Origin of the sequence: Flavobacterium ichthyis, from assembly GCF_009915155.1 — a bacterium.
In the GTDB taxonomy this organism is placed as follows: domain Bacteria; phylum Bacteroidota; class Bacteroidia; order Flavobacteriales; family Flavobacteriaceae; genus Flavobacterium; species Flavobacterium ichthyis.
Genome location: NZ_JAABLM010000013.1, coordinates 17,885 through 40,730, shown reverse-complemented (window position 1 = coordinate 40,730; position 22,846 = coordinate 17,885). Strand labels below are relative to the sequence as shown.

Sequence of the window (22,846 nt, the reverse complement as noted above, 5' to 3'; positions counted from 1 at the left end):
ATGAAAAAAATTCTTTCTTTTGCTTTTATTTTTGGATTTACTTTCAGCGGATTCGCTCAAGAAATTGCCTTACTGAAATATAACGGAGGTGGTGATTGGTATGGAAATCCTACTGCTTTGCCTAATTTAATTAAATTTTGCAACGCCAATATCAAAACTAAAATAAATTTAAAACCAGCTACGGTAGAACCATCCAGCCCAGATTTATTTTCTTATCCATTTGTTCACATGACTGGTCATGGAAACGTTGTTTTTAATGATAGAGAAATTCAAAATCTAAGAAATTATTTACTTTCCGGTGGATTTTTGCACATTGACGACAATTATGGAATGGATCAATATATAAGAAAAGAATTACAAAAAATTTTTCCAAACAACAGCTTGGCAGAAATTCCGGCAACACATGCGATTTTCCAAAAGCCTTATTCTTTTCCTTTAGGTGTTCCAAAAATTCATGAACACGACAATAAAAAACCCCAAGCTTTAGGAATTTTTATTGACAATAGATTGGTGTTGTTGTACACTTATGAAACCGATTTAGGCGATGGTTGGGAAGACGCTGAAGTACATAATGATCCGAAAGAAGTTCGTGAAAAAGCCCTAAAAATGGGGGCAAATTTAATGCAATACGTATTTATGAATTAAAAAAGTCTTTTGGAAAAAACCAAAAGACTTCGTTATATAGAGTAAAAATAATTTCTAAAAAAAAGGCAAGCGACCTACATCGCACCGCTACAACCGCGTACCCTTGCTGCGTTCCCACCCTGGGGGATTCTGCAGGAGCTGGTCGTGTAGGACTTGCCGGGTGCAAATATACAAAGATTTTATATTTTTGCAAGGACATTTTTTGTTTAAGATTTAGATTGTATATTGTGATAGATAAATTTTCAATGATGAAAAAACATAACTTATTATCCCTCATTTTGTTAGCTACTGCAACCATTGCTTGTGGCGATAGTGAGGCAGACAAAAAAAATCTTTTTTTAATTGATCCAACAGGCTTAAAAGCCAACTATAAACCCGCTGAAAACATTAGTTTACTGGTAAAGAACGATCAAAACAAGTCAATTGATTCGGTAGTATATTATATTTCTGAAAAAAGAATTGGCGCTGTAAAAGGCAACGAAAAATTAAATGTAGCGCTTTCTAACGAACTTTTGCCTGGTTATCATCCGGTGAAAGCTTTGGTTTTTTACGAAGGTGAAAATGTTGAAACGGATGCTAGAATTGAAGTCATCTCTTCGGTAAAACCAAAACTTTTGAAATATACCATTGTCAACACGTATCCTCACAGCGAAACCTCATATACTCAAGGTTTGGAGTTTTACCGGGATACTTTAATTGAAGGAACGGGCCAATATGGTTCTTCAAAGTTGTTGAAAACCGATTATAAAACGGGAAATATCTACAAATCAGTTGACGTTGAAGGAAATTTTTTTGGCGAAGGAATTACGGTTTTAAACAATAAAATTTACCAACTTACCTGGCGTGAAAATGTTGGTTTTATTTATGATGCTAACAATTTAAAGCGTTTGGAAACGTTTCAGTATTTCAAAAAAATTGAAGGTTGGGGGCTTTGTAACGATGGAACAAATATTTATCAATCTGACGGTTCTGAGAAAATTTGGGTCTTAAATCCAATAAATATGAAGCAGGTTTCGCACTTGAATGTTTATTCTGAAGCGAACAAAATTACTGCTGTCAATGAATTAGAATGGGTAGAAGGTAAAATTTATGGAAATGTTTACCAAAAAGACGCCGTTGCCGTAATCGATCCAAAAACGGGCATGGTTGAAGGAATTTTAGACCTTCGGGATTTAAAAACTAAAGTAAATATGATAGGTCATGATCCAGCAAATGATGTTTTGAACGGTTTGGCTTACAATCCTAAAACTAAAACACTTTTTGTTACTGGAAAAAAATGGAATAAAATGTTTGAAATAAAAGTTACAGAATAATTTTAGCAAATTATTTTTTTCAAAATTTATTCAAATAAAAAATCCGCTGAAGATGCGTTCTTTAGCGGATTTTTTGTTTGAATTTATTTTTTAAGCCTTATTCTTTTTGGCTGTTGGCTTTGGTTTTGCATTGGAAACACTCGTTGTTTTTCCGGAAACGTATTTTTTATCGGTTTCACTAAACACAAAATTGTTTTGTTGGGTTTTATTTTTCTGAATTAAATCACCATCTGCGGTAACTTCTAATTCAAAACCTTCTCTTCTAATGCGTTGTTGGGTTTCGCTCGCATTTTTCAATTTATCTAAAAAAACTTTTTCGGTAATATGAGTTGTAATGCTTTCACTAGAAAATAATTTTTCTTTAGTGGCCGGATTAATAATATGGGAAAAAATAGAATTTCTAATCTCCGTTTTTAAATCGGTTTTGGTGGTGGTTTCTTCAGCCCAAGTAATTTGGTACAGAGAAACACCTTTGGCGGTAAATGGCTTGATTGCACAATCTTTCGGGAGAGTAGCTGCAGAAACTTTTTTAATGCCGATGGTATCTTTTCCATTATTTGAAAAATAAAAAAAATCTTTTGAAACTTGTACCGAAGCTTCGCCTGATTTTGCCAAAATTGTATTAGAGGTTGCTCTTGAAACTGCTTTTTTTGTTCCTTTTTTTTGAGCAAAAACTGTAGTTGTTGCCATTGATAAACACAGTAGAAAAATAGTTTTTTTCATATTCTCTTTCTTTTAAAAACGAAAAATTACTAAAAAATTATCAATCACTTTGTTAAATTTTATTTTTTAGGAATTGCCTCTTGAGATATTTCCATAATTTCCGGACCTTTAAAAAGGAGCAAACCTACAATTGCAATTATTTCGATCACGATAAATAATGCCAAACAAATCACTACAAAAAATAATACACGTAGGATAACTTGTCCTACCGATTTTTCCCGATAAAATCCAGAAAAAAACCAGATTAACAAAGGAATTACAAGTAGAGATGATGCCATTGAAATTAATTGAAGCGTTGGTAAATCATCTCTAAAAATATACATTAAGGGATAAATAATCACAAGACTAGAAACCGTATAGAGAGACGAAATAAATGCCCCCATCACGACATGTTCATAATAATTATTTCCCCAATTTATAAAGGCAACCGTTGTAGCGATTGATAATATAGGAATCAAAGCTAACATAATAAATGAATTGTAGGCACTTACAAATGCCATGACTTCGATCATTAATTCTGAAGCAAATTTATTTTTAGCAATATTAGTATCTTGTGAAAATATTGCTAACATTTTATCGTTGAGTCCAATTATTTTTAACGAAACAAATGCCGAAATGGTACTCAAAACAAAAGCCATTAGGATGGGTTTGTAATGATTTACTCGATTACCTTCGATAAAATTTCGAGCAGTTTTACCGGGATTTTTCAGAAGATTTTTTAACGAATAAAAGAAACCTTTATTGGTATGCAAAAGTAAATACTGCATTTCATCGGTAAGGTATTTTTTGTCGATTCGTTTGAATTTTTTTTGCCCGCAATTACCACAGAAATTTTCTGAAATAACATTTTGACAGTTTAAGCAAACGGTTTCGGTAGTGGCATTAGTTGTATTCATCGTGAAAAATTTTTCGTTTCAAATATACAAATTCAGTCATTATTTAAGGAAATTTTAGGAAATTTGAATTAATAAATTTTGTCTCATATAAATTAACTACATTTGAGAAAACACAATAACATGAAAAAATTTTTACTCCTATTTACTTTATTTAGTTTCAAAAGCTTTAGTCAGGACCCGAATTTGGTGCGAACTTGGTATTTAACGCATAAATTTGAAAATGGCCAATATGAACCTGCACCTGCACTATCAGAAATAGGTCGTGAGACGATGTTGACCATTGAAAGTTTAAATAGTCCAACAATTGCAACAAATATCTGCAACGACAATTATATTCAAGGTGTTGTTTTCTCTGGATCGACATTGACATATACTGGAGTTATTTCCACTCTAACCAGTTGCAATGATCATGACAACAATCTTTTTGATCTTTGGTACAGCAGTTTTTTTGGCAGTAACATTTCTACTGGACTTAATTACTCAATAATTTATTTAGGAGATTCTCCCTCCCTTTATTTAACTTCACCATCATCGGGTAGTCAAGCGATTTACCGACCGCAAGCAATGTCAACAGAAGAGTTCAACAAAACCGCATTTTCTTTGGCACCAAATCCGGCTGAAAATTTTATTTCGATAAAAGCGAATGAAAATTTAAAAGATGTTCAGGTGACGATTTATAATAAGTTAGGACAAATTATTGCAACCCAAAAACATGCTTCAGTGCCTGAAAATATTGATGTTTCGATTTTGAATTCAGGCATGTATTATTTGGAAATTGTTTTTTCAAATGGGAAAGAAACGAAGAAATTTATCAAGAAATAATTTTCGAAAAAACACTTAAATAAAAAACCCGCTACCAAATTGGAGCGGGTTTTCTTATTTTAAAATTTGGAATTAGTTTCCTCCTTTTTCCATTTTAGCTTTCAATTCAGCAAGAATGTCATTGTTATCTCCTAAAGTGGATGCAGTAGCATTGTTAGAAGAAGCATTGTTTTCTGCAGCTTTCACGTTTTTCTCTTCTTCCTCACGGAAAATAGCAGTGTGAGAAGCTACCACTCTTTTAAATTCTTTGTTGAATTCGATTACTTTGAAATCAGCAGTATCGCCTTTTTTCAATTTTTTACCGTCTTCTTTTTCAAGATGACGCGTTGGGATGAAAGCAACGATATCGTCACCAAACTCTACAGTTGCACCTTTGTCAACAATTTCAGAGATTTCTCCATTGTGGATTGTTCCCACAGCGAAAGCATCTTCGTATTTATCCCAAGGGTTTGCAGTTGTTTGTTTGTGACCTAAAGATAATTTACGTCCATCAACATCTAACTCTAATACCACTACGTCAAGTTTTTCTCCAACATTTACAAATTCTGATGGATGTTTGATTTTCTTAGTCCAAGAAAGGTCAGAAATATAGATTAATCCGTCGATTCCTTCTTCTAATTCTACAAATACACCAAAGTTTGTAAAGTTTCTCACGATTCCTGTGTGTTTAGAACCTACTGGATATTTCGCAGTAATGTCAGTCCAAGGATCTTGAGTTAATTGTTTAATACCAAGAGACATTTTTCTTTCATCTCTATCAAGTGTTAATACAACCGCTTCAACTTCGTCACCCACTTTTACGAAATCTTGTGCACTTCTCAAATGAGTTGACCAAGACATTTCAGAAACGTGGATTAAACCTTCCACACCTTCAGCAACCTCGATGAAAGCACCGTAATCAGCAATTACCACTACTTTACCTTTTACTTTGTCACCCACTTTTAAGTCAGAGCTCAAAGCATCCCAAGGATGAGCGTTCAATTGTTTAAGACCAAGTTGGATTCTTGTTTTCTCATCATCGAAATCAAGGATTACAACATTTAACTTTTGGTCTAACTCAAGAACTTCACTTGGATGGTTAATTCTTGACCAAGAAAGATCCGTAATATGGATTAATCCGTCAACACCTCCAAGATCAATGAACACACCGTAAGAAGTAATGTTTTTCACAACACCTTCTAATACTTGTCCTTTTTCTAATTGACCAATGATTTCTTTTTTCTGTACTTCAATATCAGCTTCGATAAGCGCTTTGTGCGAAACAACAACGTTTTTGAATTCGTGGTTAATTTTCACAACTTTGAACTCCATCATTTTGTTTACATACTGATCGTAATCTCTGATTGGTTTCACATCAATTTGAGATCCTGGCAAGAAAGCTTCAATACCAAAAACGTCAACGATCATACCACCTTTAGTTCTGCATTTCACAAAACCGTTTACGATTTCTCCAGTTTCGTTAGCTGCAATAACTCTGTCCCAAGCTTTAATAGTACGTGCTTTTCTGTGAGAAAGAACCAATTGACCTGTTTTGTCCTCACGAACATCAATTAATACTTCTACTTTGTCACCTACTTTAAGGTTCGGGTTGTAACGGAATTCGTTTAAAGAAATTACACCTTCAGATTTTGCATTGATATCAACAATTGCATCTCTGTCAGTAATTCTAACTACCACACCTTCAACTACTTCTTCTTGATCAGTTGAGATAAAGGTTTTGGCAACCATATCTTCAAACTCTTGCAAGTTTTTTTCATCTACAGCATCAATCCCTTCTTGAAAGTTGTGCCAGTTAAAGCTCTCTAAAAATTCCGCTTGTGTTTTTGTTTGTTCAGACATAATGTTCTGATTAAAAAATTTGTATTCCGTCTTTTCTCTGCGTTTCATTCTTTGCGAATAAAAAAAGAACAGAAGTGTTTTACATAAATAGTTGAAACCTAAAGGAAACGCTTCTTCGCCAAAAGGTTTGCAAAATTAAAAAATAAATTCCATTTTACAAAATATTTTCTCGAGCAAAATTCACCTAAGCCACTGACAATCAAAATTTAATTTTTAGAAGCAATCCCGAAGTGTCGGAAAGGGCATATTCAGCTCCCGAAGCTTTGGGACATTTTCCCGCTTTGGCCTTTATCCATGCCAAACCTACATCGTCTTCAGGCGTGGGATATCGGCTCTATCGGGCTAAAAAATAATTTTGGGAGAGAAAAAATCTAATTCTTCGAGAAATTCGAAGAAATCATTCGAAATTCCAAAAAAAAAAAATAAAAATTCTTGCATTTGTAGAGATTTAATATAAACCAAAAAAAAGACCTAACTGTTTAAAAAAGTTAGGTCTAGGATATATTTTTGAAATAAAAATTAATGCGTTACTTGGTCAATCACCTTTGGATCATGCTTGTGTTTAAACAAAAATGCAAAAGCAAAAGCTATAATCAAGGCATAAGCTGCGAATGCTAACCAGATGTTGTGCCAATCTCTTTCACCATTATGTGTAAAATATTTTTCAATTGCCCAACCCGAAGTAAAACTTCCTAAAACCGCTCCAAAACCGTTGGTCATCATCATAAACAATCCTTGAGCCGAAGAACGAATTTTAGCATCGGTAGAAGTTTCTACAAAAAGTGATCCGGAAATATTGAAAAAATCGAACGCCATTCCATAAACCACACAACTCAAAATAATCATCCATAAACCATCAGTTGGATTTCCGTAAGCAAAAAGCGCAAAACGCAATACCCAAGCCAACATCGAGATTAACATCACTTGTTTGATTCCAAATCGCTTCAAGAAAAACGGAATCGCTAAAATAAACAAGGTTTCAGAAACTTGTGAGATTGACATAATAATGGTAGAGTATTTCACCACAAAAGAATCAGCATATTCCGGAATGTTTTTAAATTCATCTAAAAAAACATCTCCATAAGCGTTTGTTAATTGCAATGCACCTCCTAAAAACATGGAAAAAATAAAAAACAAAGCCATTTTATAACTTCCAAATAATTTAAAAGCTTCTAAACCTAATGCTTCAATTCCGCTGGTATTTTGACTTTTCGTATGTAAAGGTGGACATTTTGGCAGCGTAAAAGAATATAAACCTAGTAATACTGCTGCAATCCCAGCGATATAAAATTGGTAATCAGTTGCTTTATTTCCGGTTAAATTGGTAAGCCACATTGCCGCAATAAATCCAATGGTTCCCCAAACTCTAATGGGTGGAAAATCTTTCACCACATCACTATCAGGACTATTTTTTAAAGCTGTATATGAAATGGAATTGGAAAGTGCAATAGTTGGCATATAAAAACACATTGCCAAAAGCATCACGTAAATAAAATTATCGGGCGAAGTAACTTGTGGCAAATAAAACAAAACACCTGCGTAAAGAATATGAAGAATTCCGTATAATTTTTCGGCATTAATCCATCTATCTGCCAAAATTCCGGTGATGGTTGGCATAAACAGTGATGCAATTCCCATGGTTCCAAACACTAGTCCAAATTGTGTTCCTTCCCATTTTTTTGTTCCGAACCAAAAGTTGGCAATGGTGATTAACCAAGCTCCCCAAACAAAAAACTGAAAGAAGTTCATGGTAATTAATCTATTCTTGATACTCATATTTTAGATGGTATTTGTTTTTAGCGGGCGTAAATCTACTATTTTAATTGAGATTCACAAAAAATTACAACGTTTTAGTTGTTTGATGTATTAGGTGCAAAACTTTGTCAAATTGTGCCGTGATAGAAAGGGTTGAATTGTCGATTTCTATAGCATCTTCGGCTTTCACTAATGGCGAATCTTCTCTATTTGTATCAATAAAATCACGCTCTTGCACATTTTTCAATACTTCATCGTACGATACGTTTTGACCTTTTTGACTTAATTCGTCAAAACGTCTTTTGGCACGGGTTTCGGGACTTGCCGTCATAAAAAGTTTTAGTTCAGCTTTTGGAAAAACCACGGTTCCAATATCGCGACCATCCATTACAACGCCTTTGTTTTCGCCCATTTTTTGTTGTTGTTCCACTAATTTTATACGAACTTCTGAAACTTCTGCTACTTTACTAACTAAGTTAGAAACGGCAAGCGTGCGGATCTCTTCCTCTACATTTTTTTCGTTGAGATACATTTCGGCAAAACCTAAATTGGGATTGAACAAAAACTGCAACATAATTTTATGAAGATTTTTAATTAGTTCATCTTTGTTAAAATGATCCGAATTTATAAAATTTTCCTGCATCGCATAAAGCGTAACGGCGCGATACATCGCTCCTGTATCCACATAAACGTACCCCAAATGTTTGGCTAATTGTTTGGCAAGGGTACTTTTCCCGGTTGAAGAAAAACCATCGATGGCAATTGTAATTTTTTTATCCAAAATATTTTTATTGAAGATTAATCATCAGTCCAAAAAGACTTGTGTTAGCTGCAGCCGTGTATCGTGAATACGAATAATCAAAGCGAATTTTATTGAATCTAATTCCAAAACCGGCTGAAATTCCGGAAAAATTTCGCTGATCTACAATTCGCAATTCTTCCGCTCGACGGAAATTATAACCCAAACGAAGTGAAAAACTTTTCTCCGGAAATAATTCGGCGCCTACAATCACGTGGCGTAAAGCGTTATTAAAAAAACTTACTTTTTCTTCAGAACTTCCACCATCAAGCGAACCTTCTGCCCTATTTGGATTAGAAAATGCAATGTTCCACTGTTGCAAATTTTCTAAAGTTAGATGCCATCTGATAGGCACATTTTCTAATTCTTGAGAAATTCCGGCGATGATTTCAAGCGGTAATTTTTCGTTAGTATCCTGAAAAGGTTTGATTTGGTAACCAATATTTCGAATGGCTAGACCAATATTGATGTCATTTCTGTCATCCACGTACAAAGCGCCAATATCTATTGCAGCCCCAAAAGAACTGTAACTTTCTAAGGTTGAAGAAATTAATTTTGCATTAGCTCCAACATAAATATCGGTCCAAGGAATATTGTACGCATAACCAAACGACACGGAAATGTCGCTTCCTGTGAAGTCTCCGGTTCGTTGACCATTTTCGTCATAACCTTCAAAACTACCATAATTAACATAGTTAACCGCTCCATGAAAAGTTTGTACGTGGCGATCCCAAGTGTAGGCATAAGCCGCAGTTCCGTAAGAAATTTCTCCGTAATAATTTCCGTAATTGGCAGCAAGATGGTTGTCCATTTCTGGATTAATTGTTGCCGGATTGAATGAACCTTGGTTAACATCGTAATCGTGAATAGTTACCGTTTTGCCGCCAAGAGCCGCTTGTCGTGGGGAAGTTACCAAATTTAAAAATTGGTAAACGTACCTACCGCCAATTTGACTGAACGCTTCGGAACAAAATAATACGAGAAAAACGATTGTCAGTTTTTTGAACATGGAGGGCTTTTGCTTATTTCTAAATTGAATAACGCAGTTGCGAAGATATTATTTTTATGGGAATTGATAAATTAGAAAAAGGCAAAAGTTTGCGTTGCGCTTACTTTTGCCTTTTTGATGAAAATTAAAAAATATTTTTAAGGAAGAATTTTCGCGTTTTTGGCGTTTTGATCGGTAATCGCTACTGCTAAAACTTCGCTCATTTCTTTCACGTAATGAAATGTTAGGCCTTGTAAATATTCAGCTTTTATTTCATCAATGTCACGCTTATTTTCGTGACACAAAATAATTTCTTTGATGTTAGCCCGTTTTGCTGCTAAAATTTTTTCTTTAATTCCACCAACTGGTAAAACCCTTCCACGAAGCGTAATTTCTCCGGTCATGGCAATACTTTTCTTAATTCTTTTTTGTGTAAAACTCGAAACTAACGAAGTTAACATAGCGATTCCTGCACTTGGTCCATCTTTTGGTGTGGCACCTTCCGGAACGTGGATGTGAACGTTATATCCTGACAAAATTTCTTGTTTGATACCCAATCTTTCTGCATTCGACTTTATATATTCTAAAGCAATTGTTGCCGATTCTTTCATCACCGTTCCCAAATTTCCAGTCATGGTAAGACTTCCTTTTCCTTTGGATAAAATCGATTCTATAAATAAAATATCACCACCAACGCTTGTCCATGCTAAACCTGTTACTACTCCAGCCGTATCATTGTTTTCGTATTTATCGCGTTCCATTCTTGGAGCTCCCAAGACTTTCACAATGTCTTCGTCCGTGATTTTCACATTGTATTCTTCTTCCATTGCAATGGATTTTGCCGCAAAACGAACCATTTTGGCAATTTGTTTTTCTAAACCACGAACACCGGATTCTCTTGTGTAACCTACGGCAATTTTTTCTAATTGTTTTTTTCCAATAGACAAATCTTTAGGTTTTAAACCGTGTTCTTTAATTTGTTTTGGCAAAAGATGTTGCTTGGCAATTTCCACTTTTTCCTCAATCGTATAACCTGTCATGTTGATGATTTCCATTCTGTCGCGCAAAGCCGGTTGAATGGTTGCCATATTATTTGAAGTAGCGATGAACATTACTTTCGACAAATCGAAGCCCATTTCAAGGTAATTATCGTAAAATTCCGAATTTTGTTCCGGATCCAAAACCTCCAAAAATGCCGAAGAAGGATCACCATTGTGGCTGCTCGACAATTTGTCAATTTCGTCTAAAACAAAAACTGGATTAGATGTTTTTGCCTTTTTCAAACTCTGAATAATTCTTCCCGGCAAAGCACCAATATACGTTTTTCGATGACCACGAATTTCCGCTTCATCGCGCAAACCAGCCAAAGAAATTCTCACATATTCTCTACCTAAAGCTTCGGCAACAGATTTTCCAATCGAAGTTTTTCCCACTCCTGGAGGACCGTAAAGACACAAAATAGGCGATTTCATATCGTTTCGAAGTTTTAAAACTGCCAAATGCTCAATCATACGTTTTTTTACTTCTTCTAGACCAAAGTGATCGCGATTGAGAATTTTTTCGGCACGCTTTAAGTCAAAATTATCTTTGGAAAATTCATTCCAAGGTAATTCTAAAAACAATTCGAGATAACTTCTTTGAATGCCAAAATCCGGTGATTGCGGATTCATGCGCTGCATTTTCGACAACTCTTTTTCAAAATGTTCTTTAACTTTCAGATTCCATTTTTTCTTTAACCCTTTCTGTTTCATCTCGTCAATTTCTTGCTCTTGCGACACGCCACCCAATTCTTCTTGAATGGTTTTCATTTGCTGATGCAAAAAATATTCACGCTGCTGTTGGTCAAGATCAAAACGAACTTTCGACTGAATGTCGTTTTTTAATTCGAGTTTTTGCAACTCCAAATTCATAAAACGAAGGGTTTCTAAAGCTCTATCTTTTAAGTTATTAATCATCAATAATTCTTGTTTTTCTTTAACTGAAAGATTCATGTTAGAAGAAACAAAATTGATGAGAAAAGATTTGCTTTCAATGTTTTTTATGGCAAAAGTAGCTTCGGTTGGAATATTTGGGCTTTCCTTGATAATTTCAATTGCCATTTCCTTTATGGATTCAATGATAGTCGAAAATTCGGCATCAGTCGTTTCGGGTAAATTCTCCGGAACTTCTTTAATTGTCGCTTTCATGTAAGGAATTTCGGAAGTTACTTTATCAATTTCAAAACGTTTTTTTCCCTGTAAAATCACCGTCACATTGCCGTCAGGCATTTTCAACACCCGAAGAATTCTGGCAACCGTTCCAACAGAATTTATCTGCGAAGGATTTGGGTCTTCATCGTCTTCATTGATTTGCGAAGTCACGCCGATGGTTTTGCCCAGAGCATTTGCATCGTTGATTAATTTAATTGATTTATCGCGACCTGCAGTAATGGGAATCACAACTCCCGGAAATAAAACCATATTTCGCAAAGGCAAAATAGCTAGTTCTTCTGGCAATTGTTCGTTGCGCATTTCCTCTTCATCTTCGGGAGTAAGCAGCGGGATTAATTCTGATTCGGCGTCGAAATCTTGGAGTGACATATTGTCAAGGGTAATTATTTTTTGATTTGGCATAGTATTTTTTAAAGTCATTTTGTCATTAAACAAAAAATTCTCCAACCAAAATTGGCCGGAAAGAATTTATAAATATCTGAAAATCAATTTAAAATAAAATCTTAAGTGTGATTTTCCATTATAACAAGTCAATCATTGTGCCATAAAAAATCCCGAACTTTTACGGTTCGGGATTGTAAGATGATATGAGTAAGAACTATTCTATGACTAAATCAAAACTGCCGTTGGTAATTTCTATTGCGCCATCGTCTTGATTTGTTCCAGTACCAGAAAATGTCCCAACAATTCTATTCCCTTGTCTTTGCGTTATAGATAATACTCCAGATTCCAACATTGCAGATCCTTCCGTTGGATGCATTACAGTCAAGGTAATCCCTTCAAAAGGGTTTGACATTATAGGATAATTTCCAACGGAAATATTTGCAGGAGCTAAGATGTTTATTGATTCTAGAGTTTCTGGATTCATTCCTAAAATCATAAGCGACTCTCCTTCTACTCTAGCTCCAGCGACTGAAAAAGACATTGGTGTATTATTGATTGAAGCTGTAAAGTTATCAACAACGGGAAATTCTGGTGTTTCGTAAGTAATATTGGTAAAAACGCCGTTCGTAAGTACAATTGTCTCACCTTCTTCATTATAAACCGTTCCAGAAAAAGTTCCAGATATTTGACCATTTGCAATTGATGAAATCGTTATTGTTCCCGTTGGCATTTCAGGTTCATCTATATTTATTGAAACATATTCCATTTCTTCTTCGTCATTAATATTTGGAAAATAAGCGATAAAATTTTCAGCAGCGGGAAAAACACCAACTCCAATGTCATTTATTGATAGCATAAAAGTTTCTCCATTTGCTGCACTTGCGATGATGCTCGTTTGTGGACCAACTGTGACCGCAACAACAGATGTAGTCGAATAAGTCTGTCCGTTAAAATCTACGCTAAAAGCACCCAACTCATTTCCTGGATTTTCTGGATTTTCGCCGTTGTTTAAACTAGGATCAATTGGTTCATTGTCACAAGAAACTGCAAAAAGCGAAAGCATCGCAAATAGTAGGGTAAGAAATCTAAAATTTTTCATTATGTTGAATATAGGTTTTTGATTTTTTTTCAAAAATATAATTTTTTGCCAACATTCCTACTTTTTTGGGATTCTAAATAGCAAAAGGATTCCAACTATGAAAAATAATGTGAGAAATACGATTGAATTTCGCATCGATCCGGTGATTTGATCAATTAAGCCATATAAACACATTCCAATTACAATTCCTATTTTTTCGGAAACATCATAAAAACTAAAAAATGAAGCGGTGTCTTTGGTTTCCGGCAAATATTTAGAATAAGTAGAACGAGAAAGCGACTGAATTCCCCCCATTACTAAGCCAACAAATCCGGCCGTGATGTAAAATTCGACAGGTTCTTTTACAAAAAATGCCCAAATGCAAATAATGGCCCAAATAAAATTGATGCCAATTAGAGTTTTAATATTTCCAAATTTTCCCGAAGCTCTCGAGGTTAAAAAAGCACCTAAAATTGCGATCAACTGAATTAATAAAATACTGATAATTAATCCGCTGGTTTTTTCTGAATCGGTGGCCCAATTTATTTCTTGTTCGCCAAAATAAGTAGCCACTAACATCACGGTTTGAACCGCCATACTGTACACAAAAAACGCCGAAAGATATTTCGCCAAATACGGATTTTGAACCAATTGGTCTTTTACTTTTTTCAATTCTTTAAATCCTCTAAAAAATAAATCTTTGTGGATTTTTACTGTAGAATGATTGCCTTTCGGCAAATAATAAAAAGAATATTGACTGAATAAAATCCACCAAATTCCAGTTGCTGCGAAGGAAATCCGCATCATGTGAAGTGCCGCTTCGCTTTCTTGACTTAAAATGATAAACAAACAAATTACGAGCAAAATCACACTTCCAATATATCCCAAAGAATATCCTTTGGCACTCAAAGCATCTTGCTGTTCGTTATAAGCAATATCTGGCAAATACGAATTGTAAAAAACCAAACTTCCCCAGAAACCTATTAATCCGAAGAAAAAACACAAAATTCCGAAGTAAATATTTTCTTTGGTAAACCAATACATTCCAATACACGAGAACGCTCCTAAATAGCAAAAAAATTGCATGAAACGTTTTTTATTTCCTACAAAATCAGCAATTCCGGAAAGTATTGGTGATATAATTGCCACCACTAAAAACGCAAAAGCGGTTACAAAACTGATTAATGCCGTGGCTTTAAAATCGTAACCTAAAAAAGCAATAAAATCTTCCTTGGCAAATAAATACCCAAAATACAAGGGAAAAATTGCCGATGAAATAACCAAACTGTAGGTTGAATTTGCCCAATCGTAAAATGCCCAAGCGTTCATCAACTTTTTATCGCCTTTTTGTAATGGTGTTTGCATAAATTTTGAAGAATAAAAAAACCACGCCATTTTTAGCGTGGTTCGAAGATATTATTTTTTATTTAATGGAAAGTGAAGTTCTATTTAAATTTCACGCCATATTTTGCAGCTTCTGCTTTTGCTTCCGGAATCAAAGCTTTTAAATTAGCGATTCTGGTTTGGTTTGATGGATGCGTACTCATAAATTCTGGTGGAGCTCCACCACCTGAATTTGCTGCCATTCTTTCCCAAAAAGCAATCGAAGCATCAGGATTATAACCTGCAATTGCCATTAATGTCAATCCCACTTTGTCTGCTTCACTTTCATGTTTTCGGCTAAATGGTAATAAAGCTCCATATTGTGCTCCAACTCCGTAGGCTTGCATCGCTAAATCTTGGGTTGCTTGACTTTTTCCGCCAGTTGCCGCTCCAACCCCAACAGCTCCAAGCTGCGTTAAAACATCAGCACTCATACGTTGTTGCCCATGATTTAACAAAGCGTGGGCAACTTCGTGACCCATTACAACTGCCATTCCAGTTTCGTCTTTAGTGATAGGAAGAATTCCTGTATAAAAAACGATTTTCCCTCCTGGCATACACCAAGCGTTTACTTCTTTACTTTCTACCAATTTATATTCCCATTGATAGTCTTTAAGATAACCTTGATTTCCGGTTGCCGCTAAATATTTTTCTGCCGCATTTTTAATTTTTGTCCCAACGCTTGTCACACGGTTAGCATCGGCGGTGCCTGAAACTACTTTATTTTGTTTCAAAAATTCGTTATATTGTGCAAATGCCGAAGGCAAAATTTGCGAATCCGGAACTAATGCTAAAGTGCTTTTTCCTGTAAATGGATTGGTTGCACAAGAATAAATAATTCCAAAAAGTACAAGCGGAATTAATAAATACCTTCTTTTCATTGTTTTTTTTTAAATGGTTTATAATCAAATTTACTAATTTCCGATGATATGTAATTCGGAAAAATCTTTATTTATTGTTAAAAAATTATCATTTCCTGATTGCAGATCTAAAATACTCACTTCTTCATTATCTATTTGAATTGATCTGATTTCGAACGGTAAATTTATCAGATTAATTTTAAATGAATGATATCCCGTTACAAATTTTCCTTCTTTATGTTGGGTAATGATTAATTCGTTTTCTTTTCCGGTAAGTTTAAACGTTCTTAAACTGTATCTGCCTTTGGCATAATCATAACCATCTTGAGCATCTTCATATACTACTGAAGTTTCTTTTCCTGATTTAAAATAAACCTCGAGCGTAACTTCGTCAAAATCTTTTTCACCCACATATTGCTGAACGGGATACTTCGGGATTATTGCACCGCTTTTTACAAATACTGGAATTTCATCGTATTGGCTGTCAACCCAAATTTCTTTGCCGCCCGAAACTTTTTCGCTTGTCCAATAATTATACCATTCGCCAGCCGGAATGTACATGCGTCTTCCTTTTGAATTGGGTTCCAAAATTGGGCAAACTAAAATTTGGTTTCCAAAAATAAATTCGTCAGTGCGATAGTGCGTTTGCGGATCTTGTTGGTCAAAATACACCAAAGGTTTCAGCATTGGAATTCCTTCGGAAATATATTGGTAAAACATGGTGTACAAATAAGGTAATAATTGGTACCGAAGATTCACAAATTTTCTGGTGATATTGATAACTTCTTCGTCAAAAGCCCAAGGTTCTTGTTCTCCATGATGTCCGGAAGAATGTGTTCGGCAAAAAGGATGAAAAACGCCTAATTGAATCCATCTGGCATATAATTCGCCGGAAGGCTGTTCGGCAAATCCACCAATATCAGAACCTGTAAAACCCATTCCGGAAAGTGACATTCGCTGCATTTGAATATTGGCAATCCAAAGATGTTCCCAACTTGCTACGTTATCTCCCGTCCAAGATGACGTATATTTTTGCGCACCAGAATAAGCCGAACGTGTAATGACAAAAGGACGTTTCGGATAGGCGAATTTTTTCACGCCTTCGTACGTTGCGCGAGCCATTTGGGTTCCGTAAATATTATGTGCTTTTCTGTGACTGCAAGGATTTCCGTCGTAATCATGACGAACGTCTAATGGAAAAGTTTTAGTTGGAACTTCCATCACCGCTGGTTCATTCATATCATTCCAAACGCCTTTCACTCCTATTTCACTAATTAATTCTTTAAATAAACCAGCCCACCATTGTCTTACCTCTGGATTGGTATAATCCGGAAAATTACATTCTCCTGGCCAAACTTTCCCTTTCATCAAAGGTCCATCGGCTCTTTTGCAAAAATAATCGTTTTCAATTCCTTCGTTATAAACCCAATAATCTCGGTCAATTTTGATCCCGGGATCAATTATTACTATGGTTTTAAAACCGTCTTCCGCCAATTCGGCCACCATTTTTTTCGGGTCTGGAAAATAATCTTTGTTCCATGTAAAACATCTAAAACCATCCATATAATCGATGTCAAGATAAATTCCGTCACAAGGAATTTGCAGTTCGCGGAATTTTCCGGCTATTTCTTTCACTTTTGCTTCCGGATAATAACTCCATTTACATTGGTGATAACCTAAAGCCCAAAGTGGCGGTAATTCAGGTTTTCCAGTTAAATCCGTGTATGAAGTAACCACATCTTGCATTTCCGGACCGTAGAAAAAATAATAATTCATCTCTCCTCCTTCGGCCCAAAAACTGGTTACATTTCTTCGCTCGTGAGCAAAATCAAAATAAGTTCTAAAAGTGTTGTCAAAAAAAACACCGTAAGCTTTTTTGTCTTTTAATCCAATGTAGAAAGGAACTGATTTATACAAAGGTTCCTGATCTTTAGAAAATGCGTATTGATCAGTTGCCCAATTTTCTAATCTTTTGCCTTTTAAATTTAAATGAGTGGCTTTGTCGCCTAATCCATAAAAACTTTCACCGTCTTTTGAAATTTTACTCATTTTCACCACATTTCCGCCGTATTCGTACATTTCTTCCCAATGAAATCCAAGTTCATCTTCGAGAATTACATTATTTTCCACATCTAAAAGGCGGTGTTTCATGTCCTTTTTACCTACTTCACAAATCACTTTGCTGGTGGTGATGAAGTAAAAATTTTCGTCTTCGGAAACTTCTAATTTGTTAAAACCTCTTGTATGATTTTCATCAATAGCGTAAGAAAAATCGGCATTAAAATAGCCTTTTGTGGTAAATCGAAAACGAAAAAGACTGTCTCTTAAAACTGTAATTTTAAGCACCACGTTATTTTCAGAATAGAAAAAAACGCTGTCGCCGTCTCGTTCAAAATTAATTATTTTGGAAGGAAAAAGATCTCCTTTGTGTTCTAATTCGGTATTTGTAATCATATTTTTTCTTGCTTTGGAACGGTTCAAACTTACCAAGTTTTCACGCCATCACCAATATTTTTTATATTTTTTCACGAAAACGTTATTGTTGATTGTTATGCTTTCACTTTAAAAACCATCAACGATAAAGCCGGCAAAGTTAATGCTGCCGAAAAATATTTTCCGTCCCATGGAATTTCTTCAATTTTAATTTTATTTTGACTGATTTCGCTTCCGCAAAATTGACTCGCGTCACTATTAAAAAGCAATTGCCAATTTCCATTTGAAGGAAAACCTATACGGTAATTTTCCCGAACCATTGGCGTTAAGTTACACACAATCACCAAATTATTTTCCGGAAGATTTCCTTTTCTGATAAACGCCAAAACTGAATGTTCGTGGTCTTGATAGTTAATCCACTCAAATCCTTCATGCGAAAATTGCTTCTCGTACATAGCCGGTTCGTTTTGGTACAAAAAATTTAACTCCGTCACCAAAGTTTGAATTCCCTCGTGAAAATCGTATGATAACAAATGCCAATCCAAACTTTGCTGAAAATTCCATTCCGCACTTTGGGCAAATTCGCTTCCCATAAAAAGTAATTTCGCTCCCGGATGCGTGAACATATAAGAATACAACAAGCGTAAATTGGCAAATTTTTGCCATTCATCGCCAGGCATTCTCCCAAAAATTGATTTTTTGCCATAAACCACTTCATCGTGAGAGAGTGGCAACATAAAATTTTCGGTAAATGCATAAGTCATGCTAAATGTGAGTTCGTTTTGGTGGTATTTTCTATGGATGCCTTCTTTTTTAAAATATTGAAGTGTGTCGTGCATCCAACCCATCATCCATTTCATTCCAAATCCTAAACCGCCCATAAAAACGGGTTTTGAAACCATCGGGAAAGACGTGCTTTCTTCGGCAATGGTTTGGATTCCTGGGAAACTTTGGTACAATTCTGTATTTAATTCTTGCAAAAAAGAAATGGCTTCGAGGTTTTCTCTTCCACCAAAAATATTTGGTTCCCATTCGCCATCTTCCCTTGAGTAATCGAGATACAACATGGAAGCGACGGCATCCACCCGAAGCGCATCAATATGATATTTTTCCATCCAAAAAGCGGCATTGCTTATTAAAAACGACCGAACTTGATTTCTGCCATAATTAAAAATCAAACTTTTCCAATCCGGATGATAACCTTTTTTTCTATCAGGATGTTCGTACAAATGCGAACCGTCAAAATACCCCAAACCGTGTTCGTCTTCCGGAAAATGTGAAGGAACCCAATCGAGAATCACGCCAATTTCCGCCTGATGAAACGCATCAATCAACGCCATAAAATCTTCAGGATTTCCAAAACGCGACGTTGGCGCAAAATATCCCGTGATTTGATAACCCCACGAAGGTTCGTAGGGATATTCCATAATTGGCATTAATTCTACGTGGGTAAATCCGGTTTTTTTGACATAGTTTACCAATTCTTCCGCGTGTTCGCGATACGTGAGCGAGCGATTTTCGTCAACTTTTTTTCGCCAAGAAGCCAAGTGAACTTCGTAAATAGAAAAAGGTTTGTTGAGATTATTTCGATTGATACGATCTTGCATCCAAAAATCATCAGTCCATTGATGCGGAAAATCCCAAATGATGGAAGCGGTTCCGGGAGCATTTTCGCAAAAAATAGCGTAAGGATCGGATTTTTCTACAATGTAATTATTGTGGTTAGAAAAAATTTTGAATTTATACTTCTCACCTTTTTTGGCGTTTGGCACAAATCCTTCCCAAATGCCGGAATTATCCCAACGAACCAACAGCGGATTTTGCTCATCATTCCAATAATTAAAATCGCCAACGACCGAAACTTTTTTTGCCGAAGGTGCCCAAACCGCAAAGTAAACACCTAAAGTATTTGCGACTTCTATAATATGTGCTCCAAATTTTTCGTACAACCGGAAATGTTTTCCCGAATTAAAAAGATTAATGTCGAAATCAGTAAATAAGCTGAATGGAATGGTTTGCATGGGTAGCTTTATCGTTTGGTTTTTATTTTTACTGAAACAATGATTACGAATTTATAAAATTATCGGGTTTATTGTTGTAATTATTTGCATAAAAAATTCCCTGCATTGCAGGGAATAATTTAACTGTTAGTAGCTGCACTTCCGGTGCTTCCGGCTCCTCCACTATTATCGTTCTTGTTTTCTCCGTCGTAACCCTCGCTTTGCGTTTCGGATTCGTCCCGTTGTTTGTTCCAATCGCCATTATTAGCTTTTTCCCGTTCATCTTTTTGATTTTTTTCTGAATTTTCCATAACAATATTTTTTTAGAAATATAAATTTATGGTTTCAAAACGACAACATCATTACAACAATAAAATTGAATTTTACGTAATCTTTTAACTCCGCAAAATTTTTTCCATACTCTTGCCTTTGGCCAATTCATCAATTAATTTATCTAGATACCGAATTTTCTGCATCAACGGATTTTCGATTTCTTCTACACGGTAACCGCAAATCACGCCGGTAATCTTATCAACATTTGGATTTAATTTTGGAGCTTCATTAAAAAAAGTTTCAAAGTTAGTTTTGTTCTCCAAAATTTTATCCAGCATCTTCTGATCATAACCTGTCAACCAAAAAATAATAGAATCAACTTCATATTTCGTACGGTTTTTCTTCTCGGCTTTCGCAATATAATGTGGATAAACTGACGCAAATGCCATGGTGAACACTTTCGTATTTTGCATAAAAATTAATTTTGTAACCATAAATGTAGTGATTTTATAAAAAAAATCAAGCTGGTGGGAAATAAGAAAATGCTTCCTCAACAATTATCATAATTTCTTGTTCTGAGGTATGGTGATACAGTTTTAATTTTCTTGATAAAACAGCATGATAACCAGAGTTTCCTATTGTTAAAAAAAAATCACTGGCGTTATCGTCTATTAAAATGCCACGGATTCCATTCCTGTAAAGCCAAAGTTCAATGTAATTTGATTTCTCCGCACGAAGATTTTGCACCAGCTGAAAAATGGCAGCAATAAGCTCTGTTTTTGTTTCGTTTGAAAGAATAGATTTCGCCACAACATTATATTTTAGTAAAAATATATTTACGAAAATCATTGTCAAGCAGTTTCGATATCCTTACAACGTTTTAGGTTTGGAAAAAATAATTTAATGTTTTCCTATAAATTATTTTTATTTTGCAATTCGGGATTATCATAATTTTAACCTGAAAGAATACTTGCGTATGTGTGCTTTTATTTACCAAAAATTTCAATTAAAACACTTACTTTTGCGCCATGGGAAGAAAAAAAACTGATAGGATAATTTTTGAAGATATTAAAGTTCTCGATGCTGGAGCCAAAGGAGTTTCGGTTGCGAAAGCTCCGGATGGAAAAGTAATTTTTATTCCAAATGTGGTTCCGGGAGATGTGGTAGATGTGCAAACTTTTAAAAAACGAAAAGCGTATTACGAAGGAAAAGCCATTGCTATAAAAAAATTCTCCGAAGATAGAATTGAGCCTGTTTGTCAGCATTTTGGCGCTTGCGGAGGTTGTAAGTGGCAAAATATGACTTACGAAAAGCAACTTTATTATAAAAATAACGAAGTTTTTAACCATTTAAAAAGAATTGGAAAAATTGATTTACCCGAATTTGACCCGATTTTAGGTTCTGCAAAACAATTTTTTTACAGAAATAAAATGGAATTTTCTTTTTCGAACGCACGATGGATGACCGAAAAAGAAATTGAAAGCGGTGAAGCACTCGACAATAAAAATGCACTTGGTTTTCACATCCCAAAAATGTGGGACAAAATTCTTGATGTAACCGAATGTTTTTTACAACAAGATCCTTCAAATGCCATTAGAAACAGCATCAGAGATTATGCTAATGAACATCATTTAGCGTTTTTCAATCCTAGAAATCACGAAGGTTTACTGAGAACGCTGATGATTCGTACGGCTTCAACCGGAGAAATCATGGTTTTAATTCAGTTTTTTGAAGATAACAAACCGCAACGTGAAGCTTTGCTTGATTTTTTATTGGAGAAATTTCCAAATATCACTTCGTTGCAATACGTGATTAACAGCAAAGCAAATGATACAATTTACGACCAAAATGTGATACTGTATAAAGGTAGAGATTATATTTTGGAAGAAATGGAAGGGTTGAAATTTAGCATTAATGCTAAATCTTTTTACCAAACTAATTCCGAGCAAGCCTATGAATTATACAAAATTACCCGCGATTTTGCTGGCTTAACCGGAACTGAATTAGTTTACGATCTTTACACCGGAACCGGAACGATTGCACAATTTGTATCGAAAAAAGCCAAAAAAGTAATTGGTGTAGAAGCTGTTCCCGAGGCAATTGCTGATGCCAAAGAAAATGCTAAACGTAACAATATTACCAACTGCGAATTTTTCGTTGGTGATATGAAAGAAGTTTTTAATGACGCTTTTATTGCCCAACATGGTAAACCTGATGTAATTATTACTGATCCACCACGAGACGGCATGCACAAAGACGTTGTGGCTCAAATTTTAAATATTGGCGCCGAAAAAATTGTGTATGTAAGTTGCAGTTCGGCGACACAAGCACGAGATTTGGCATTAATGGATGAAAGGTACAAAGTGGTAAAAGTTCGTCCGGTTGATATGTTTCCGCAAACGCATCACGTGGAAAATGTTGTACTTTTGGAAAAACGCTAATGTC

19 protein-coding genes and 1 other RNA gene are annotated in these 22,846 nt (G+C 35.2%); 4 read left to right on the top strand and 16 right to left on the bottom strand.

Annotated features, from left to right (window positions below; genetic code table 11):
* Entirely contained in the window at positions 1-645 is a 645-nt protein-coding gene (locus GV828_RS10830; RefSeq protein WP_166537511.1) for a DUF4159 domain-containing protein, read from the top strand.
* 60 nt (positions 646-705) lie between these two features.
* Here GV828_RS10830 and ffs read toward each other — a convergent pair.
* Positions 706-804, bottom strand: an RNA gene (ffs, locus tag GV828_RS10825) — signal recognition particle sRNA small type.
* Positions 805-890: 86 nt separating this feature from the next.
* Here ffs and GV828_RS10820 point away from each other — a divergent pair.
* Entirely contained in the window at positions 891-1,958 is a 1,068-nt protein-coding gene (locus tag GV828_RS10820; protein ID WP_317163825.1) for a glutaminyl-peptide cyclotransferase, read from the top strand.
* Between the two features lie 90 nt (positions 1,959-2,048).
* Here the strand turns inward: GV828_RS10820 and GV828_RS10815 are convergent, their stop codons facing one another.
* The gene (locus tag GV828_RS10815) at positions 2,049-2,681 is read right to left on the bottom strand and encodes a hypothetical protein (RefSeq protein ID WP_166537510.1); all 633 of its coding nucleotides are present in this window, start codon (positions 2,679-2,681) and stop codon (positions 2,049-2,051) included.
* 59 nt (positions 2,682-2,740) lie between these two features.
* On the bottom strand, positions 2,741-3,577 hold the full coding sequence (locus GV828_RS10810; RefSeq protein ID WP_166537509.1) for a DUF3667 domain-containing protein: 837 nt from the start codon (positions 3,575-3,577) through the stop codon (positions 2,741-2,743).
* Positions 3,578-3,697: 120 nt separating this feature from the next.
* Between GV828_RS10810 and GV828_RS10805 the strand changes: the two genes are divergently transcribed.
* A complete protein-coding gene (locus GV828_RS10805) occupies positions 3,698-4,399 on the top strand; it encodes a T9SS type A sorting domain-containing protein (RefSeq protein ID WP_166537508.1) in 702 nt (233 codons plus the stop codon).
* Between the two features lie 72 nt (positions 4,400-4,471).
* Here the strand turns inward: GV828_RS10805 and rpsA are convergent, their stop codons facing one another.
* The 13 genes from rpsA to GV828_RS10740 all read right to left on the bottom strand — a co-directional run bounded on the left by rpsA (position 4,472) and on the right by GV828_RS10740 (position 21,250).
* Positions 4,472-6,238 carry a 30S ribosomal protein S1 gene (gene rpsA / locus GV828_RS10800; RefSeq protein ID WP_166537507.1) on the bottom strand — a complete coding sequence of 589 codons (1,767 nt, stop codon included), beginning with the start codon at positions 6,236-6,238 and terminating at the stop codon, positions 4,472-4,474.
* A gap of 519 nt (positions 6,239-6,757) precedes the next feature.
* A complete protein-coding gene (locus GV828_RS10795; protein ID WP_166537506.1) occupies positions 6,758-8,014 on the bottom strand; it encodes a nucleoside permease in 1,257 nt (418 codons plus the stop codon).
* Between the two features lie 64 nt (positions 8,015-8,078).
* Complete coding sequence (gene cmk / locus GV828_RS10790; protein ID WP_166537505.1) at positions 8,079-8,774, bottom strand: (d)CMP kinase; 696 nt, start codon at positions 8,772-8,774, stop codon at positions 8,079-8,081.
* A 7-nt stretch (positions 8,775-8,781) separates the two neighbouring features.
* On the bottom strand, positions 8,782-9,801 hold the full coding sequence (gene porQ, locus GV828_RS10785; RefSeq protein WP_166537504.1) for a type IX secretion system protein PorQ: 1,020 nt from the start codon (positions 9,799-9,801) through the stop codon (positions 8,782-8,784).
* A gap of 137 nt (positions 9,802-9,938) precedes the next feature.
* Positions 9,939-12,392, bottom strand: coding sequence for an endopeptidase La (lon, locus tag GV828_RS10780; protein ID WP_166537503.1), 2,454 nt, complete (start codon positions 12,390-12,392; stop codon positions 9,939-9,941).
* A 196-nt stretch (positions 12,393-12,588) separates the two neighbouring features.
* The gene (locus GV828_RS10775; RefSeq protein ID WP_166537502.1) at positions 12,589-13,473 is read right to left on the bottom strand and encodes a DUF6252 family protein; all 885 of its coding nucleotides are present in this window, start codon (positions 13,471-13,473) and stop codon (positions 12,589-12,591) included.
* Between the two features lie 57 nt (positions 13,474-13,530).
* Positions 13,531-14,847 (bottom strand): MFS transporter, encoded by a 1,317-nt coding sequence (locus GV828_RS10770; RefSeq protein ID WP_235935454.1) that lies wholly within the window; start codon positions 14,845-14,847, stop codon positions 13,531-13,533.
* Between the two features lie 50 nt (positions 14,848-14,897).
* Positions 14,898-15,716 (bottom strand): M48 family metallopeptidase, encoded by an 819-nt coding sequence (locus GV828_RS10765; RefSeq protein WP_166537501.1) that lies wholly within the window; start codon positions 15,714-15,716, stop codon positions 14,898-14,900.
* A gap of 33 nt (positions 15,717-15,749) precedes the next feature.
* Positions 15,750-18,149: a glycoside hydrolase family 31 protein gene (locus GV828_RS10760; protein ID WP_166537500.1), complete on the bottom strand. Its 2,400-nt coding sequence runs from the start codon at positions 18,147-18,149 to the stop codon at positions 15,750-15,752.
* Between the two features lie 95 nt (positions 18,150-18,244).
* Entirely contained in the window at positions 18,245-20,149 is a 1,905-nt protein-coding gene (glgB, locus tag GV828_RS10755; RefSeq protein WP_166537499.1) for a 1,4-alpha-glucan branching protein GlgB, read from the bottom strand.
* A 119-nt stretch (positions 20,150-20,268) separates the two neighbouring features.
* Complete coding sequence (locus tag GV828_RS10750) at positions 20,269-20,439, bottom strand: hypothetical protein (protein WP_166537498.1); 171 nt, start codon at positions 20,437-20,439, stop codon at positions 20,269-20,271.
* A gap of 84 nt (positions 20,440-20,523) precedes the next feature.
* Complete coding sequence (locus GV828_RS10745) at positions 20,524-20,895, bottom strand: DUF2200 domain-containing protein (RefSeq protein ID WP_394350655.1); 372 nt, start codon at positions 20,893-20,895, stop codon at positions 20,524-20,526.
* Between the two features lie 25 nt (positions 20,896-20,920).
* The gene (locus GV828_RS10740; RefSeq protein ID WP_166537497.1) at positions 20,921-21,250 is read right to left on the bottom strand and encodes a hypothetical protein; all 330 of its coding nucleotides are present in this window, start codon (positions 21,248-21,250) and stop codon (positions 20,921-20,923) included.
* Positions 21,251-21,429: 179 nt separating this feature from the next.
* On the opposite strand from GV828_RS10740, the gene rlmD reads away from it, so the two are divergent.
* Complete coding sequence (gene rlmD / locus GV828_RS10735; RefSeq protein WP_166537496.1) at positions 21,430-22,842, top strand: 23S rRNA (uracil(1939)-C(5))-methyltransferase RlmD; 1,413 nt, start codon at positions 21,430-21,432, stop codon at positions 22,840-22,842.
* The last annotated feature ends 4 nt before the right edge of the window (positions 22,843-22,846 follow it).